14 protein-coding genes are annotated in these 17,559 nt (G+C 31.7%); 7 read left to right on the top strand and 7 right to left on the bottom strand.

Annotation, left to right across the window (positions count from 1 at the left end):
* Positions 1-316: 316 nt before the first annotated feature.
* From MRU_RS00065 to MRU_RS00055, 3 genes are all read right to left on the bottom strand, one after another.
* Positions 317-637, bottom strand: coding sequence for a hypothetical protein (locus MRU_RS00065; RefSeq protein ID WP_012954821.1), 321 nt, complete (start codon positions 635-637; stop codon positions 317-319).
* Positions 638-1,220: 583 nt separating this feature from the next.
* Complete coding sequence (locus MRU_RS00060) at positions 1,221-2,240, bottom strand: AP2 domain-containing protein (RefSeq protein ID WP_012954820.1); 1,020 nt, start codon at positions 2,238-2,240, stop codon at positions 1,221-1,223.
* Between the two features lie 345 nt (positions 2,241-2,585).
* A complete protein-coding gene (locus tag MRU_RS00055) occupies positions 2,586-2,792 on the bottom strand; it encodes a histone family protein (RefSeq protein WP_143714343.1) in 207 nt (68 codons plus the stop codon).
* Between the two features lie 648 nt (positions 2,793-3,440).
* On the opposite strand from MRU_RS00055, the gene hisG reads away from it, so the two are divergent.
* Positions 3,441-4,304 (top strand): ATP phosphoribosyltransferase, encoded by an 864-nt coding sequence (gene hisG / locus MRU_RS00050; protein WP_012954818.1) that lies wholly within the window; start codon positions 3,441-3,443, stop codon positions 4,302-4,304.
* A gap of 103 nt (positions 4,305-4,407) precedes the next feature.
* A complete protein-coding gene (locus tag MRU_RS00045) occupies positions 4,408-5,157 on the top strand; it encodes an EFR1 family ferrodoxin (RefSeq protein WP_012954817.1) in 750 nt (249 codons plus the stop codon).
* Between the two features lie 68 nt (positions 5,158-5,225).
* Here the strand turns inward: MRU_RS00045 and MRU_RS00040 are convergent, their stop codons facing one another.
* Positions 5,226-6,677 carry a sodium-dependent transporter gene (locus MRU_RS00040; protein ID WP_012954816.1) on the bottom strand — a complete coding sequence of 484 codons (1,452 nt, stop codon included), beginning with the start codon at positions 6,675-6,677 and terminating at the stop codon, positions 5,226-5,228.
* A gap of 460 nt (positions 6,678-7,137) precedes the next feature.
* Between MRU_RS00040 and MRU_RS00035 the strand changes: the two genes are divergently transcribed.
* The 5 genes from MRU_RS00035 to MRU_RS00020 all read left to right on the top strand — a co-directional run bounded on the left by MRU_RS00035 (position 7,138) and on the right by MRU_RS00020 (position 12,327).
* Positions 7,138-7,944, top strand: coding sequence for a fumarylacetoacetate hydrolase family protein (locus MRU_RS00035; protein WP_012954815.1), 807 nt, complete (start codon positions 7,138-7,140; stop codon positions 7,942-7,944).
* A 72-nt stretch (positions 7,945-8,016) separates the two neighbouring features.
* The gene (locus tag MRU_RS11280) at positions 8,017-8,157 is read left to right on the top strand and encodes a DUF3985 family protein (protein ID WP_083777612.1); all 141 of its coding nucleotides are present in this window, start codon (positions 8,017-8,019) and stop codon (positions 8,155-8,157) included.
* A 54-nt stretch (positions 8,158-8,211) separates the two neighbouring features.
* On the top strand, positions 8,212-8,715 hold the full coding sequence (locus tag MRU_RS00030) for a flavodoxin domain-containing protein (RefSeq protein ID WP_012954814.1): 504 nt from the start codon (positions 8,212-8,214) through the stop codon (positions 8,713-8,715).
* A gap of 140 nt (positions 8,716-8,855) precedes the next feature.
* Positions 8,856-9,815 carry an aspartate carbamoyltransferase gene (pyrB, locus tag MRU_RS00025; RefSeq protein WP_012954813.1) on the top strand — a complete coding sequence of 320 codons (960 nt, stop codon included), beginning with the start codon at positions 8,856-8,858 and terminating at the stop codon, positions 9,813-9,815.
* 274 nt (positions 9,816-10,089) lie between these two features.
* Positions 10,090-12,327, top strand: a complete 2,238-nt coding sequence (locus tag MRU_RS00020) for an Ig-like domain-containing protein (RefSeq protein WP_012954812.1) — start codon at positions 10,090-10,092, stop codon at positions 12,325-12,327.
* Between the two features lie 457 nt (positions 12,328-12,784).
* Here the strand turns inward: MRU_RS00020 and MRU_RS00015 are convergent, their stop codons facing one another.
* The 3 genes from MRU_RS00015 to MRU_RS00005 all read right to left on the bottom strand — a co-directional run bounded on the left by MRU_RS00015 (position 12,785) and on the right by MRU_RS00005 (position 17,559).
* Positions 12,785-15,052: an ABC transporter permease gene (locus tag MRU_RS00015; protein ID WP_012954811.1), complete on the bottom strand. Its 2,268-nt coding sequence runs from the start codon at positions 15,050-15,052 to the stop codon at positions 12,785-12,787.
* A 144-nt stretch (positions 15,053-15,196) separates the two neighbouring features.
* The gene (locus MRU_RS00010; RefSeq protein WP_012954810.1) at positions 15,197-15,901 is read right to left on the bottom strand and encodes an ABC transporter ATP-binding protein; all 705 of its coding nucleotides are present in this window, start codon (positions 15,899-15,901) and stop codon (positions 15,197-15,199) included.
* Between the two features lie 491 nt (positions 15,902-16,392).
* Entirely contained in the window at positions 16,393-17,559 is a 1,167-nt protein-coding gene (locus MRU_RS00005; RefSeq protein ID WP_012954809.1) for a Cdc6/Cdc18 family protein, read from the bottom strand.

Below are 17,559 nucleotides of genomic sequence, written 5' to 3'. Positions count from 1 at the left end.
ATAACTAAGTTATTGATAATTATGAAGTAAATTATAAATAACATATATGAAAATGATAGTTAATTTGTAGATAGAATATAGTAAAGTTGTAGTTAAATAGTGAATATATTATATTAAAGTGATAGTTAAAAAGAGAATAAACTATAATTAAAGAATAACTAAATCTCATAAATCGATAGATAACTAATAGTCATCCCATAAACAACTAAATAATAATAAATAACTAAGCCTATAACAAAAATAGAAACAAGATATAATAAAAAAAGAAAAAAAGAAAAAAATGATTTTATAGAAAGTATCAATTACTGACAAGCCCCTAATAAACAATATCAGGCGCTTCTATAATGAGGAAAAACAATCCAAGCAAAGACTCCTTAAGATAAAAGAATCCTACATCTTTACGATCTGATACTGTTTTGGAAAAGATCTCCTTAACAGCCAACTCTAAATGATATAAACCGTCTTCCCCTTTAGTTTCATCAATAAACTTTTCATCCACGTCAAATGGCAGTGGAATTATGGACACTTCCTTTCCTATCCATCTCTTATTCACATGAATAACAGATGAACCCCTTGCAGGTTTTGCCCTTTTGATTTGATAGTCATCGAATACCAAATCCAACTTTAATTCACTCATGCTATCCTACAATAATTTTTTAAAAAAAGTCCCCAAAACTTCTTTAAAATACATTATAGAAAGTAATATTTTAATACTGTTAAAGACCTGCCTTTAAACGGTAAAAAAGCAAATCTTTTTAATTTTTTAAAAATTAAAACCTTAAAACAGAATTTCATATCTATTTTCTCACACAATATTATATTTAACTTTCTAGTAAATCCTTTTATCGATTTTTAATAATTATGGCCTTTAAAAAAATCAATTTTTCTATTTTTTAAAAATTTTTTAAAGGTAATTACCTTTTTTTTATTAAAACCATATCTTATAAACTTTTCTAAAAATTGGTAAACCATTGTTAATAAATAGTAAACCGTCTATTTTATTCAAAAAGACTTATATATGCAAATAAATTAAAATAAGTTAAATCAAGGTTCTTTAAAATCAAAAATATTAGAAAAAATAGAAATGGTTGAAAAGCTATTAAAAAAAATGTCAGTAGAAAAAATATCTGAACTGACCAAATTAGATGAAGAAGTGATAAAAAATTTAAAAGAAGAAATATCTGATTAGATTAAATGATAAGAGATTAAGAAATTAATAATTAACTATTATCCTTAATAAACTCCTCTTTAGCTTTATTAGCTTCCTCTTCGGTGTCAAACTGGCCTACATTAACAATTTGGCCTTCCTTATTTTTAAGCCTTACAATCCATTTGCCCTTCTGTTTGCTAAAGTAAATCAGCTCTCCAGAGCTTTGATTCCTAAGGCCGGATTTCAATCCTCTCTTTTCAGAAATATACTTTTGTCTGGTTCTTTCCTTATTTTCCAAATACTTGCATCTTGCCTCATAAGCTTCCTCTTCGCTGCTGAAGTGTCCAATGAACTTAAATCCCTTATATCCCTTGACTTTAGCTCCCCACATTCCACGGCTAGGGCTGTAATAGATTCCCTCATGAGAAGAGTATAATCTTTTATCAGACTTTTCCTCTTTCTTATCATCAGCTGAAGATCCGATAACACCTAACTGCTTAATGTAATAGATGGCTTCCTTATTTGCATCATTGGAATCAATAAAGGACTTGGTATTTGCGAGGCCGTTTTCATTAAAGAAATCAACCTGCCACTTGTTAATCCTAGGATTGAACCTTATCTTTATATAATCTGAATAGTTGTTGACATCAATATAAAAGGCAGACTTGTCATCCCTTACTATTAAGTAATCTGTTTCCTTAAGTGGCTTTTCCTTTTCGCCATATTTTTTAATAAAGGCATTTAAAAAATCAATATTGTTAAGAGTAAATAAACCGTCGAGATTAATTAAAATGAGCTGTTCTTTTAAAAATTTAGAAATGAGAATGTTGAGTTTCAAGCTTTTAAAGCCTTTATTGATTAGGTCAATTTCCCTAAAGCTTTCACCTGGAGAAACGTATTCCAATAGTTCCCTTAAGTCATCTATCAGTGCAAGCTTGTTTAAGCACTTGCGACATCTTTGAAAGGTGGCGTCCTCTATAGGATTGCCACAGATCTTGCATGCTTCATCCTTCTTCTTTTTTTCCTCTATCAAATCAGAATCTGGAAAATAAGAATCAAGTGTAGAATCTTGTTTTTTTCTTCTTCCCATCTTAAATCCCTTATTTTAATTTTTTTACTCTTATTTAAAAGCCATGATAAAATCCTTAAAAATGAATTTAAAACCTGGCAAATTCTAATATATTGATTTTAAAAATAATTTATTGCCCAAAAATAATCGATTATATAATCCTATAATTTTAGATTTGTAAATTATTATATAAAAAAATATTTGTTTTAATCAAAAGGGAATTTTTTAAAGTTAAATCAATAATTTGATAAAAATTAGTTTTTAAAATAGAAAATAAGTTAAAATAAGATTAAAGTAAAAGTATAATAAAAATAGAAAAAAATAAAAAATGAAATAATTAAAAAATTATTTCTTATTTTTTATTAATTATAAGTTTTTGATTGCTAATTCGATATCTTCAGCTTTGACGGTTTTTCTTTTTGCCATAGCTGCGAATTCGATTGCTTTTTTAGCAACAGCTTCAGCTTGTGCGGTTACGTATGCGTTTAATTCTTTTTTAGCATCTTCGCTTACTCTTTCAGCACCAGCGTCTTTAATGATTCTTCCAATAGGAGCTACAGGAATACTCATAATTAACATCTCCTTAATTTTTTTTAAATAAAAATATATACTTATAAAAATTTTTATATTATCATCATTTCAAAATATGAGATTTCGGTTTTTCAAAAGAAAATTTTAAAAAATCATATTTATATAAAAATTTTAAAAATAAAGAATCTAAATAAATATTTTGTAAAAATATTGTCTTAGACGCCTTATTTCATAAGCACATACTATTCTTATTAACATCATTATATTTAAAACTTTCTAAAAAACTGGCTAAAAAGGGCATAAAATCAAAAAATTTGACTAAAAACATGATAAAATCTAAATTCAAGTTAAATTGATTATTTAAAACAAAAAACAAAAAGTTTATATACTTTATCATACATTCCATATGCTTTTTTAAAAATAATTTTTGATGAAAAAATACTATGAAAACGATTATTAAAAATAGTGAAATATGAACAAAAATAATAAAAAAAATCAAAGAAAAGATGAACAAAAATAATAAAAAAAATCCCAAAATCAATGAAAAGATGACCAAATAAAATGAAAATAATCAAAAATAAACTAAATAATTAAATAATACTAAAATTAAAATAAAAGTAATAGAAATAAAACAATTTTAAAACTTTAAAAGATTTATAAAATCATTAACTAAAGCAATAGGTGAATAAAATGAAAATCAAAATAGCAGTCCCTTCCAAAGGAAGAATAAGTGAACCTTCCATAAAAATACTAGAAAAGGCAGGACTAGGCTTAAAGGATTCAACAAACAGAAAATTATTCTCATCAACTTACAATGAAAATATAGACGTGATGTTTGCCCGTGCAGCAGACATTCCAGAATTTGTAGACGAAGGAATTTGTGATATGGGAATATCAGGCTATGACCTGATAGAAGAGGCAGGAGCAGATGTTAAAATATTAACAGACCTCCAATTCGGTGCAACAAAGCTTGTTTTAGCTTCTCCTGAAAACTCCGAAATAAACACAAAAGATGATTTGAAGGATGGAATGACAATAGCTACAGAATTTCCAAACCTTACAAGAAAATACCTTGAAGAAAACAATCTGAACATAAAGATAGTAAAGCTTACAGGATCTACTGAAATAGCTCCATTCATTGGAATAGCAGATGCTATAACAGACCTTACAAGCACAGGAACAACACTAAATATGAATCATTTGAAGATAGTTGATGTCATCCTTGAAAGCTCAATTAAATTGATAGCTAACAAAAATTCATACACAGAAAAAAATAACCTTGTAGAAGCGGTTAGCACCAGCATTCAAGGTGTGCTTGAAGCGGAAAGAAAGAAACTGGTTATGATGAACGTCGCAAAGGAAAACCTTTGTGAGGTTCAAAAGGTCATGCCGGCAATGAGCGGACCTACTATATCTCAAGTGCTTTCCGAAGAGGAAACCATGGCCGTACAAGCAGTGGTTGGAGAGGATGAAGTCTTTGACCTAGTTAACAAGCTTAGAAATGCTGGCGCACGTGATATCTTGGTAGTTCCTATAGAAAGGATTATTCAATAATCGTAAATTAAAAAAAGATAATTACCGAATTGAATTAAAAAATCATATAGTTAAACTTAAAAAAGCCATACATCTTAATAATCCACTAAACTAGAGGAAATAAATGATATTCTACTATACAGGAACTGGAAACAGCAAATATGTAGCAGAGACAATAGCTAAAAGCAATGAAGAAGAGATTATCTCAATCCCAGACTGCATAAGGGAAAACAAATTCACATTTGACGTGAAAGAAGATGAAATAATAGGATTTGTATGCCCAATCTATTCGCTAGGAATACCAGATTCTGTTAGAATATTCCTTAAGAAACTCCGCCTTAACTATAATAAAAAGCCATATATCTTCCTTGTAGCCACATATGGAAGCACTGTTGGAAACATTAAAAGCATAGTTTCAAAATACTTTAAAAAGATAGATGGATTCTTCAATGTAAAGATGGTAGACAATTGGGTTCCTAAATTTGATCTAACAGACCAAAACTACATAAAACAGGCTGAAGAATATGGAGAGAAAAGATTAGAGGAAGTGAACAATCTAATACTCTTAAGAAAAACAGGAAAATACCTTGAAAATGAAAATAAAATATTCAGCGGATTCATATACAAGGTTGGATATGACTTCATCCGTAATACAAGCAATTTTAAGCTAGATGACAATTGTATAGGCTGCGGAATATGCAGAAACAATTGTCCAACCAATACAATAAAAATAGAGAATAAACGGCCTGTCTGGAAGAGAAAAAAGTGTGACATGTGCTTTGCTTGTCTACATAGATGTCCTCAATTTGCCATTCACTATGGAAAAAGGTCTATAGAGCATGGCCAGTATTTAAATCCTAACGTTAAATTATAATATCTAAATTACCCATCATAAGGTTTAAAATATAAAAAAATTATTTTAAAGACCTAAAACCACTTAAATTACTCTTTAACACCTAATTTAGTAAACAAAACAGAGAATCCAACCACAACAAAAGTAATAATCAAATCTACAATCAATTCAAAGCTATTGGTATTACTGAACAGTCCCACAACACCATTTACCCAAATGATAATAATAAGAACAGGCAATAGATATTTTATTGTAAAAACCCATGATTTGCCTACCTTAAAAGTAGAAAGCTCATTTAAAACGGGCATGACCTTTTCAACACCATAGAACCATCCAAATATAATGGCCTGCACACCAATCAAAATCAATATTCCAAAGTCATTTACAAACTTGTCAACAATCCCAACCAAATAGCTGCTTATTCCTGTTGAAAAAGGAATGGAGCAAATCACTGCAACAATTACAAGTATTGTAACCCCTTTGCGTCTACTTAAATTAAACTTATCACATAAGGATGATAGGAAAGGCTCAAACAATGCCAATGCGGAAGTAAATCCTGCAAATAGTATTGATAAAAATAGCAATGGACCTATAATCTGACCTACAAAACCCATCTCACTAAATATCTTTGGAAATACAACAAATATCAGTCCAGTTCCTTCACTGATTAGTTTTTCTATAGGTATTGATGACTTTAGGGACATATATCCAAGTATTGAAAAGACCCCAATGGCAATGAAAACCTCATATAAGGTGTTTGTAATAACCACAAGCAATACTTCATCGACCAATTTGGAATTCCTAGGCAAATAGCTTGCATAGGTATAGACCATTGCCTGGCCTATGCTTAAGGTGAATATTGTCTGTCCGAATGCTGCAAGCCAGATGTGAATGTCTAAAAGAAGAGACCAATTAGGCTTAAGCAATGTCTTTATTCCAATGTCAAATCCTGGCAATGTGAATGAGTATAAAAAGATAAAAATCATTATTATAAATAGCAAAGGCATTAGAATGGTTGAAATCTTTCCGATTCCTTCATCCACATCACGATTGGATACAAACCAAAAAATAATCCATAAGACTGTTGTGCAAATTAATGTAGGAAGAAGAAGCCTTCCAATCTGGGATATCTCCCTAGTTCCACCAACATAAGTCATGAAGAATGAATTGGGATCGCTTCCCCAACCGAAGCTAAAGCTGTTTAGGAAATATACAAAATCCCAGCCTATGATAACCATATAGTAAATTACAACGATGAATACGAATATGACCAACATCCAAGCAATTACCTCAAATTCCGGGCGTATATCATGCATCAGCTTTGAAAAACTCTTCTTTAGGCTAAAGCCTAATCCATACTCTAAAATCAAGAAAGGAATTCCCATAACCATTATTGCAATAAAATAAGGTATGAAGAAGGATCCTCCTCCATTAGAGTATAATACATAGCTGAAACGCCAAATATTCCCTATGCCTATGGTAAGGCCAATCATTGCCAATATAAATGTTATAATTGAATTCCACTGGGCATTTTGATTCATTCTATCACTTAAATGCTTTTTAAATTGTTATTTAATTAATATAAATATTTGATTATTTTAAGGTACTTTAAGTATGATAATCTAATATCCTTTTTTAAAAATTAAAAACATTGAAAAATAGTAAAAATTATCATTCCTAAATAAACAACTTACAATAATAACTTTTGTTTTAAAATATATAAAATAAATTAAAAAAAATGAACAAAAGAGAAAAAAATAAAACATTGCCTTGTTAATTAATAAATTAATTTCTTAAAAAGGAACAATTAAATCAAATGAACCAGTTCAACCAAGAACCACACCACAAAAATAAAATCAAATGAACTAGTTCAACAAAATGAATCACACAAGAAATATAAATTTAACTACCACCCAATCATATAAACAAATGTAAATAATATTAAAAATAAAATAAAAATGGAAATGCTTAAAAATTAATTAGTTTTATAGCCGTGATTAAATGAAGTTTTTAAGATTCAAAAAGAAAATCAATGAATTGGGCAAAGACAATTCAATCAAAATAGGATTCTACGATGGAGAAAAGATAATCGAACTTAAAGGAGACATATTAGACTATTTTAACTCTAATCTAGATGAAATAAAGGAAAATATGATAGAATCATATAGTCTAGAAGATATAGAAATAGAAGCTCCAGTAAATCCATCTAAAATCATATGCATTGGCCTAAACTACAAAGACCATGCCAAAGAATTAAATTTAGAGCTTCCAAAAAAGCCTGTAATTTTCATAAAGCCAAATTCTGCATTAAACAGTACAGAAAAGAATATAATCTTCCCTAACATTTCAAAGCAAGTGGATTATGAAGGGGAATTGGCAGTTGTCATTGGAAAGGCAACAAAAAAGGTATCTAAAGAAGAGGCTGATGATTATATATTCGGCTACACAATCATAAACGATGTCACCGCAAGGGATTTCACCCTTGGAGATGGCCAATGGACAAGAGGAAAAAGCTGTGATGGATTTGCCCCAATAGGGCCTTTTATTGAAACAGACCTTGACCCATTAAATCAAAGAATCGTAACAAAGGTAAACGGAGAGATAAAGCAGAATTCCAACACTTCCATGATGATCTTCTCCCCACAGGAGATAATTGAATTCATATCACAGACAACTACCCTCAATCCAGGAGATATAATTGCAACCGGCACACCTCCAGGTGTAGGTCCAATGGATGCTGGTTCAACTGTAGAAGTCTCTATTGAAGAGATAGGAATCTTAAAGAACTATTTAATAAAAGAAGAATAAAAAACTCATTAGAATGAATTTAAATCAATAATATAAAAATATAGTAAAAATAAACTCAATTTAGGTGATTAAATGCTAATTGCAACAATAATTGAAATATTACTCATTATACTTTTAATCTATGTATTATTCAAAGTAGCTAAAGAAGGAATAAAAATAATAGCTCTCTTACTTATTATTTTCCTCATATTATGCCTACTTGGAATTATTTAAACAATCTAAAATAATAGAATAATTATCAAAAAAACAAAGAAATAAACTGATAGAATGAAAACAGCCATTATTTATGCAAGCAAAACTGGAACTACTAAAAAGATTGCAAAGGCCTTAGTGGACAAGATAGATGGAGAAGTCCTAACAATACCAATAGCTAGAGCCAAATCAGCCTGTCTTTTAAAATACGACTTTGTAATCATAGCAGGATCCATCCATTACGGCCGCATTCAAGGGGAAATAAAATCCTTTGTAAATAAAAACTATAAAACATTGCAAGGAATAAATTACGGCCTATATATCACTTGCACAAACCAAGGCAAGGCTGAAGAATATCTGAACAAATCATTTTCAGAGGAGATAGTAAAATCAGCATTTGTAACTGCATGCTTTGGAGCTGAAATAAACCCCAATAAGGGAGACATGATTACTAAACGCATAATAAATTCCAATTTAAAAAGGTTTAAAAAGGAAAATAAGGAGCCACCAAGTATTGATTGGGAGCTTGTAGATGAATTTGCAGATAAAATCAATAAAAGAACAATAAAAAAGAAATAACAACTAGCAAAAATCAATAAGAAAGAATCAATGATTTAAAAAATATATGCTCAACTATCTAAAAATAATTCCCTTTTCATATTTTTCAAATAAGAAATAAAAAGAATTTTAAATCAAATAATACAAACTAAATATAAGACTTGTATTTCAAGTGTAAACTTAAGGAGTGTAATATTATTTTTGGCCATAATAATGTAATTTCAATAAAAGACTTTGAAAAGGAAGATATAAAATTCATCCTAGATGAAGCTGAAAAGCTTGAAGACATCGCTCAATCAAAAGAAAAATCAGAAGAGCTCTCTGGAAAGATACTCGGACTATTATTCTACGAACCTTCAACAAGAACCAGATTGTCCTTTGAAACCGCCATGAAAAGATTAGGCGGAGACTGCATCTCACTTGGAGAAACTTCAAACAGCAGTGTAGCCAAAGGAGAAAGCATTGCAGACACTGCAAAGATGTTTGAAAGCTACTGCGATGCAATCGTAATAAGACACGACCTTGAAGGTGTTTCACGATTTTTATCTGATGTAATAGACGTTCCAATCATAAATGCAGGAGACGGTGCAGGCCAACACCCTACCCAAACCCTATTAGACTTATACACCATCAGAAAGCACTTCGGCAAGATCGATGGCCTTAACATAGCACTTCTTGGAGACTTAAAATACGGCCGTACCGTACACTCACTTTCATATGCTTTAGGGATGTATGATGTTAAAATGACATTCGTATCCCCTGAAGAGCTAAAGATGCCTAAGGAAAACCTCCTTGACCTTGAAAAGAACAATATAAAATATAAGGAAACATCAAACCTGAAAGACATCATAGATGAGATTGATGTATTGTATGTCACAAGGATTCAAAAGGAAAGATTTCCGGATATTGAAGAGTATGAAAAGATCAAAGGAGCTTATCTTATCAACAAAGACTTGCTCGAAGGCAAGGAACTGATTGTAATGCACCCATTGCCTAGAGTAGATGAGATAGACTATGATGTTGACAATACAAAATACAATAAGTACTTTGAACAGGCTGCAAATGCAATTCCTGTAAGAATGGCCATATTAAAGAATCTCATTAGGCACAGATACGAATAGCTCAAATTTTGAACAAAAAAATACATCAAAACTCATAAACAAAACTATTGAACAAAATCAAAAAAAATACATCAAAACTCATAAACAAAACTATTGAACAAAATCAAAAAAAATACATCAAAAATCATAGAAAATTAGAAAAATTTTAACAAAATCACACTAATACCATATAAAATTAGAATTTTTTTAATAATATACTATCGAGTTTTAAAAAAAGTTATAAAAATATTTATAATAATTATATATACCTTTAAAATAATGGAGGAAACATTTTATGAAAAATCGTATGATTTTAATTATTTCACTATTCCTTATTTCATTACTCGCTATCGGTGCGGCAAGCGCATCTGAAGACATAACTGATACAATTGAAGCACCTGCTGCTGATGAAGTAGTAACAGTTGATAGTGAAATCCAAGAAATAGAAACGGTTGATAATAACCTTGAAGAAATAGAAACCGATACAAATAATATTGAAGAGGTGGAAGCTGCTGACGATGAAGTCATAAATGAAACAGCTGAAACTGAAATAAAAGACGAAACCGAAATTACAGATGAAACTATCATATCTGAAGAAAAGGTTCAAATCGCTAATGATGAAAAAATCGTCCAAGACGGTTTGCTTGGCTTTAGCATCAATTTAACAGACCTACTTGGAGGAGAAAGCTCAAGCCTTAATTTGAGCAAACTCTTAAGTGGAGACAACTTAAACCTTAATTTGAGCAAACTCTTAAGTGGAGACAACTTAAACCTTAACTGGAGCGAACTCTTAAGTGGAGATAGCTTCACCCTTAACTGGACAGACCTATTAGGAGGAGACAGCCTAACAGTCAACTGGACAGACCTACTTGGAGGAGAAAGCACAACCCTCAACTGGACAGACCTATTAGGTAGAGACAGCCTAACAGTCAACTGGACAGACCTTCTCGGAGAAGACTTTACCCTTAATTTGACAGACCTATTAGGTAGAGACAGCCTAACAGTCAACTGGACAGACCTATTAGGAGGAGACAGCCTAACAGTCAACTGGACAGACCTTCTTAACGGAGACAGCTTAACCTTCAACTGGACAGACCTATTAGGAGATAACCTAACACTCAATATGTCAAGCCTTTTAGGTGGCGAAAGCACAACCATCAACTGGACAGAACTGTTAGGTGACAATTTAACATTCAATATGTCAAGCCTTTTAGGAGAAGACTTTAACCTTAATATGACAAGCCTTTTAGGAGAAGATTTCAAACTTAACCTAACAAACATCTTTGGAGATAACTTAACAGCAATCTTTGGAGAAAACTTAACAAACAAACTAGAAGAACTCTTCGGAGACGATTTCACAATTAACATGACAGATCTCTTTGGAGAAGACTTAGCTCTTAACATGTCAGACATCTTCGGAGACGATTCCATATTCAATCTTTCAAATATATTAGGCGAAAGCACAACCATCAACTGGACAGATCTCCTTGGAGAAGGTTCTACACTTAACATATCAAAAATCCTCGGAGAAAGCCTAACACTTAACTTGACTGACCTCTTTGGAGAAAGTTCAACCCTCAATTGGACAGAACTATTAGGTGGCGAAAGCCTAACACTTAACTGGACAGAACTATTAGGCGGAGACAGCTTCACCATCAACTGGACAGATCTTTTAGGAAACAGCACAACCATCAACTGGACAGACCTCCTCGGCAGAGACAGCCTAACAGTCAACTGGACAGACCTCCTCGGTGGAGACAGCTTCACCATCAACTGGACAGACCTATTAGGAGGAGAAACCCTAACTATCAACTGGACCAAAATCTTAGGAAACGATACTTCATTAATTGATAACATCACTTCATTAATTGATGATATCAGTCCATTCGTTGATAACCTTACCACTGCAGTCAAAGATTTAATTAACAAGTTCCTTAAAGAAGAAAAGACTGTGAGTGTCATCAACTATGAAGATATGACCACAACTGCTTTCGACTCTAAAATTGATGGCAGAATCGGTAAATACTTCGTAGTAAAATTAACCGATGACAAGGGCAAAGCCTTATCAGACAAGTTTGTACAAATCGGATTCAATGGTAGAATCTACAACAGAACCAGTGATGAAAACGGTACAGTCAAATTGCAAATAAACCTTGGATATAAAGGTGATTACACCTTTGCTATTTGTTTCCTCGGTGATGAAAAAACCAACGGATCATTTGCAGTTGCAAAAATTACTGTCAAAAAACAAAAGGCTAAATTAACCGGAACTGCCGCTAGCTACAAAGCATCCGCTAAAAACAAATACATCAGCGCTACCTTTAAGACAACTGCAGGCAGTCCAATAGCCGGTAAGAAAATAACCTTTACCATCAATAAGAAAACTTACACTGCTAAGACCGATGCAAAAGGTGTTGCTAAAGTTAAAGTAAGCATTACCAATAAAGGCACTTATGCTTTCACTGCTAAATACGCAGGCGACGATACTTATGCAACTATTACCAGTGCAAGTAAAAAACTTACTATAAAATAAGTTTAAATTAGTATTTTGAGCTGTATGGCTCAAAATCACTTTTTCTTTTTTTTTCTAAGCAAATATCTATAATTCCAAAAACTCTTTTTACTCTAATCTTACAATTTTTAAATCGAATGATCATTCAAAAACTCTTTTTATAAATCTTTCCATTCATCATCAAATTAAGCCCTTAAAATGCATTTTTACAATAATCTCAAGGATAAGATTAATTAACTAAAAAATTATTAAAAATACGAGCAATTAAATTAAGAGAAAAAGTTAAACTATTAAAATAAAAGAAGAGTTTGTTGTTTTAATTCGTCAAAATATATTAATTTGGAAAATATAATATATGGATACCCATGATATAATTATAGAACACCGAATTAATTAAAAAATCAAGAATAAAAAAAGTAAGAGGACAAAAAATCCTCTAATCAAATTAAGAAAATATATGCCTAATATGCCTAAAAGACTACTCAAAAGTCTTAAGAGCATCAACCATGTCTAGCTTTCTAATCTTCCTAGAGAAATATAAATTCATAACAATAAACACAGATACAATTATCAAAAAGCTAAAGGCCATATTCAAAACAGAAATATTAGGAATCAAATAGATCTTATTTCCAAATGCAGGCATCAACAATGTTAAAATATAATAAGCTACAGGAAGACCTAAAATAAAACCAACAATAATAAAGAAAAAGCCCTGAGTAGCTAGCAATTTAGTGAGATACTTGCTCTTAAATCCTAAAACCTTAAGTGTTGCAATATCATTCTCCATCTCTATGAAAGAAAGAAGATTCATATTATAAAGAATCACAACAGCTAAAACAATAGCTAAAAACAATATTGAAGTTATTATCATCATGCTGGTTTTCTGCATCTGGTCCCATCCTCGAACCATATCTTCTGAATAGATTGTGGATTTGACTCCATCATAAGACTTATTGACATGCTCTGAAGTGATTATGCTTGTTGGAGTAAAATTAAAGCCTAACTCTTCATATTTATCGGCAGACATGACAAGGCCCTGAGTAAATGGGGTTGAATGAATCCTATCAATCCTAATCTTAACAAGCTTATTGGAATCTAATAGATGGCAATCTATAGTATCTCCAACCTTTAAATCCAGAATATCAGCCATCTTCTTTGAAATTGAAACCTCATTTTTTGGAATATCTATCTTCTCACGATTGTCATTGGTCATTGTGATAAGATCGGTGTCATTTAAAACCAAAAGGGAAGCAAAATTGGCATCACCCTTTAATATTTCAATGGAGGACTCCATTATCTCATCCCCATTAACCTTATGGGCTATTGAATCTATTTGAGATAAGTCTGTATTATCATCAATCACCAGCTTGGATTCAAAATGATTAACGTCATTGAAATACCAATCCTTTGAAATTTCCATCTGCTCATAAACTGCAAAGCCTGAAATCAAAAGTATAGTGCATCCCATCACGCCAACGATTGTCATTAGTGATTTGAACCTGTTTCTTTTGATATCCCTATAATTCCACCTTATGTTAAATGAAAGCCTTTTCCAGATTGCTAGCTTTTCAATGAAACCAGAACTGACCATTTTTGGAGGCTTAGGCTTTATTATTTGAGATGGAGGCTCATTGACAATGCTTTTAATTGAAAGATATGAAACAATAAGTGAAATCAATGATATTATAACAATTACAAATATGAATCTCTCAAGTCCCACATAAGCCCAAACAGGGAACTTAAAATAATAAATTCTGGATTCATGAACAACGAAATGGAATACGATCGGCCCTAAAATTGCACCTAATATTGACCCTGATGTGACTAATAAAAAGCCAAAGGACATATAATGGATAGCTATTGACCTATTGCTAAATCCATTAGCCTTAAGAACACCGATTTGAGTTCTTTGATTAGAGATGATTCTTTTCATAGTCACTGAAAGCATCAGCATTGAAATCAAAGTGAAAAGAATTGGGAAAACAGCGTTTAATGAACTTTGATGAGCGATTGAATCTGAAACCGCATTTACGCTATATTGATTTGATTGGGGCAGATACAATTCATAATATCCATCTAAACGATAGGACAATAGCTCTGAGAAGATTTCAGGGCGTCCATCAAACTTAACATTAAGAACATTATAAGTTATATTGTCTGATGGAAATGCCTTATAGGACATATAAGCAAAGCCCCTTGCCGTATAATTTGGAACTGTTTGAGTGGGAACTAAGCTATAAACATTCTCTGGAGAATAGCCTAATCCCCTAATCTTCTTTTCTATTTTAATTCCATTGCTTTCAAATGCAATGGTGTCCCCTATCTTCAGATTTCGAGCATCAGCGAAAGTTTTATCTAACCATACACCTTCAGAATCGCTTATATTTAATTCATTGCCTTCAAGAGGATAATATTTAGATATGGTGTTGTTTTCAACAAAATGCAGCGTAATATCGGGCTTGCCATCTAATTCAGCTTGGGAATCTACAACCAACTGTCTCTCCATACTAGTGGTTGCGCCAAGCAAGTAGACCTGCTTTAGAAAGTCATCAACAAGATAGTTTGAGTATATCCATCCGTCAGCTAAATTGCTCCTCTGGTAAAATGAGTCTATGGAGGCTTCAAAACCATCTGCCTCTGCAGTCAGTCCGGCAAATACAAATACGCCTATGAATGCAATTATGAAAATGGATATAAATTGAACTTTATAATTCCAAATATCTCTTAGCATCTTTCTTTTAAGCATATAATCACAAATCCCAATCAAGAAACATTTACGGCTTATACCAAACTAACTACAATAAAAATAATAATAAATCATCAAATAAATCAAATAAATTATTCATAAGCACTTTTAATCATGATTTCTTTCTAGTTAAAAGTATAAAAATCACAATTCTAATTCAGAGACCTTTTTAGGCATCTCATTTACAATTACACTTTCAATCTGTCCATTCTTTATCCTAATAACCTTATTGGCAGCTTCTGATAGAATTGCATTATGAGTAACTATGACAACAGTTGTATTGAGCTTTTCGCACATGTCCTGAAGCAAAGCCAATATCAAAGCCCCTGTTTTTGAATCAAGAGCTCCTGTTGGCTCATCACACAAAAGCATACTAGGTCTCTTAGCAATTGCCCTTGCAATTGACACCCTTTGTTGCTCTCCACCGGACAATTGTGCTGGAAAATGATCGGCATGATCCTTTAGCCCAACAGCATCCAATACAGCCAATCCATTGATGTCAAAATCAACAACGTCCTTCATCAATTCAATGTTTTCCAAGGCTGTCAAGTTAGGAATAAGGTTATAGAACTGGAAAACAAAGCCTACATTACGGGCTCTATAGTTTGTAAGCTGATCGTCATCGAATGATTCAATATGACTGCCATTTACGATTATTTCACCTGAGCTAACTGAATCAAGGCCTCCTAAAAGGTTTAGAAGGGTGGACTTACCTGCACCTGAAGGTCCAAGAATTACTACAAACTCTCCTTCATCTATTGTAAAGTTCACATTATCCATAGCTTTTAAAATGTAATCTCCAGATTTATACTCCTTGTTCACATTCTTAAACTCAATAAGTCTAGTCATTTAAATTTCCTCAATAATTTTTTACTATTAATTCAAAATACCCTCTCATTCTAGACAAAAATAGCTAATTAATAAAGTGATATCTTAAAAAATGATTAATCTTAATATATTTAAGTTATTAGTAATATGAAAAACCGATAATTGATTATTTATACAAATATTATAATATATGTTCATTTTTTATTAAATTATTTGTGATTTATTTACAAACATTAAGTTTTAGGATAATTATCTATGATGGTGAGTGTCTAAAAAAGAAAAAGAAAAATATTAAGATGTTAAAAAATGGGAAAAATTAAAAAAAAAAACAAAAAAAGAAAAGAATACAAATTGAAAACCACACAAAAACAATAAAAAACAAAAAAAGATGAAAATCATCCAAAAAAAAGAAAAACAAAAATAATAAGAAAAAATAATTAAAAAAAAAGAAAAAACCTGATATAATAAAAAAAAATCAAAATAAGTATTATACCAGATTATAAGGAATCTATCTAATAAAGAACAGCAGATAAGTTATCTTGAATCAACTTAGAATCAGTCTGCAACTTAATAATATTGGTCCTGCCTTTACCTCTGCCCCTGGATATGGTGTTGGTAGAGATAATTCCTAACATCTCCAATTCGTTAATGAAATCAAAGATTCTTCTATAGGTAACACTGTCTCCTTTAGAAATATCTTTATAGACTTCAAAGAGCTTACCTGAAGTGATTTCCTCATTGTCTTGAGTTAATTTCATTATAGCTGCAAGAACCCTTTGCTGTTGGGTTGGAAGTGTAATAATAACGTCTTTAACCTTATTATACTCAATGACATCCTTAGCTTGACGCACATATTTTCCCTTAACGATTTCAGATCCTTCTTCAACAGCAATGTCTCCAGCGTTCTCCAATAGGTCAAGAGCATATCTTGCATCACCTTCTTCCTTAGCAGCCATAGCTGAACATAATGGAATAACGCTTTCTTCAAGTGTATTTTCTTCAAATGCCAATTCAGAACGTTCATGTAAAATATCAGCTAATTGCTCTGCATCATAAGGCGGGAACACTATTTCTTTATCCCTTAAGCTGCTTGCAACCCTTGGCTTAATGAATTGCTTAAAGTCAAGATAATTACTTATTGAAAGAATGGCAATATTATCAGTTCTTGTAAGGGTGTATAAGATTCCGTCGCCGTCCTTTTCAAGAAGAATATCGATCTCATCTAAAATGACAATTAAAATAAGATTTCTGCCAAAGGCATTTCTTCTTAAAATGTCTCTAAAGGTGTTTACAATCTCCCCCTTGGTCCATCCACGGTTAGGAACATCACGGCCTAGCCTTTGACAAAGATAGGTAAGGACCTGGTATTCTGTAGTGAAGTCTGTACATCTGATATATTCGACTTTAATGAAGACATTTTTATCTCTAGATGCTTCAATAAGCTGCTCTTTAGCGAATTTAGCAGCAGCAGTCTTTCCAGTTCCTGTCTTACCATAAATTGTAATGTTTGAAGGGGTGTTTCCATTTAATGCTTCAATCCAATGTTTAGCAATTTCAGTAATCTGTTTCTTTCTATGAGGCAAATTTTCAGGTAAAAAACGATGATCTAAAGGTTTTTTATCTTTAAAAATACTCACTCCCACGCTTTCTTCCTGTAAATCCTCAAAAATATTAGTCAT

The sequence above is a fragment of the Methanobrevibacter ruminantium M1 genome (genome assembly GCF_000024185.1).
Lineage (GTDB): Archaea > Methanobacteriota > Methanobacteria > Methanobacteriales > Methanobacteriaceae > Methanobrevibacter > Methanobrevibacter ruminantium.
Note: the sequence above shows the minus strand (reverse complement) of the source record. Positions and strands in the feature narration are given on the sequence as shown.

Excerpts from the sequence above, each read along its gene's own strand:
- MRU_RS11280 (WP_083777612.1), top strand. The coding sequence starts at position 8,017 with ATGCTAATTGCAACAATAATTGAAATATTACTCATTATACTTTTAATC.
- MRU_RS00005 (WP_012954809.1), bottom strand. The coding sequence starts at position 17,559 with ATGACTAATATTTTTGAGGATTTACAGGAAGAAAGCGTGGGAGTGAGT.
- hisG (WP_012954818.1), top strand. The coding sequence starts at position 3,441 with ATGAAAATCAAAATAGCAGTCCCTTCCAAAGGAAGAATAAGTGAACCT.
- MRU_RS00015 (WP_012954811.1), bottom strand. The coding sequence starts at position 15,052 with ATGCTTAAAAGAAAGATGCTAAGAGATATTTGGAATTATAAAGTTCAA.
- MRU_RS00020 (WP_012954812.1), top strand. The coding sequence starts at position 10,090 with ATGAAAAATCGTATGATTTTAATTATTTCACTATTCCTTATTTCATTA.
- MRU_RS00010 (WP_012954810.1), bottom strand. The coding sequence starts at position 15,901 with ATGACTAGACTTATTGAGTTTAAGAATGTGAACAAGGAGTATAAATCT.
- MRU_RS00060 (WP_012954820.1), bottom strand. The coding sequence starts at position 2,240 with ATGGGAAGAAGAAAAAAACAAGATTCTACACTTGATTCTTATTTTCCA.
- MRU_RS00045 (WP_012954817.1), top strand. The coding sequence starts at position 4,408 with ATGATATTCTACTATACAGGAACTGGAAACAGCAAATATGTAGCAGAG.
- MRU_RS00065 (WP_012954821.1), bottom strand. The coding sequence starts at position 637 with ATGAGTGAATTAAAGTTGGATTTGGTATTCGATGACTATCAAATCAAA.
- MRU_RS00030 (WP_012954814.1), top strand. The coding sequence starts at position 8,212 with ATGAAAACAGCCATTATTTATGCAAGCAAAACTGGAACTACTAAAAAG.
- MRU_RS00035 (WP_012954815.1), top strand. The coding sequence starts at position 7,138 with ATGAAGTTTTTAAGATTCAAAAAGAAAATCAATGAATTGGGCAAAGAC.
- MRU_RS00040 (WP_012954816.1), bottom strand. The coding sequence starts at position 6,677 with ATGAATCAAAATGCCCAGTGGAATTCAATTATAACATTTATATTGGCA.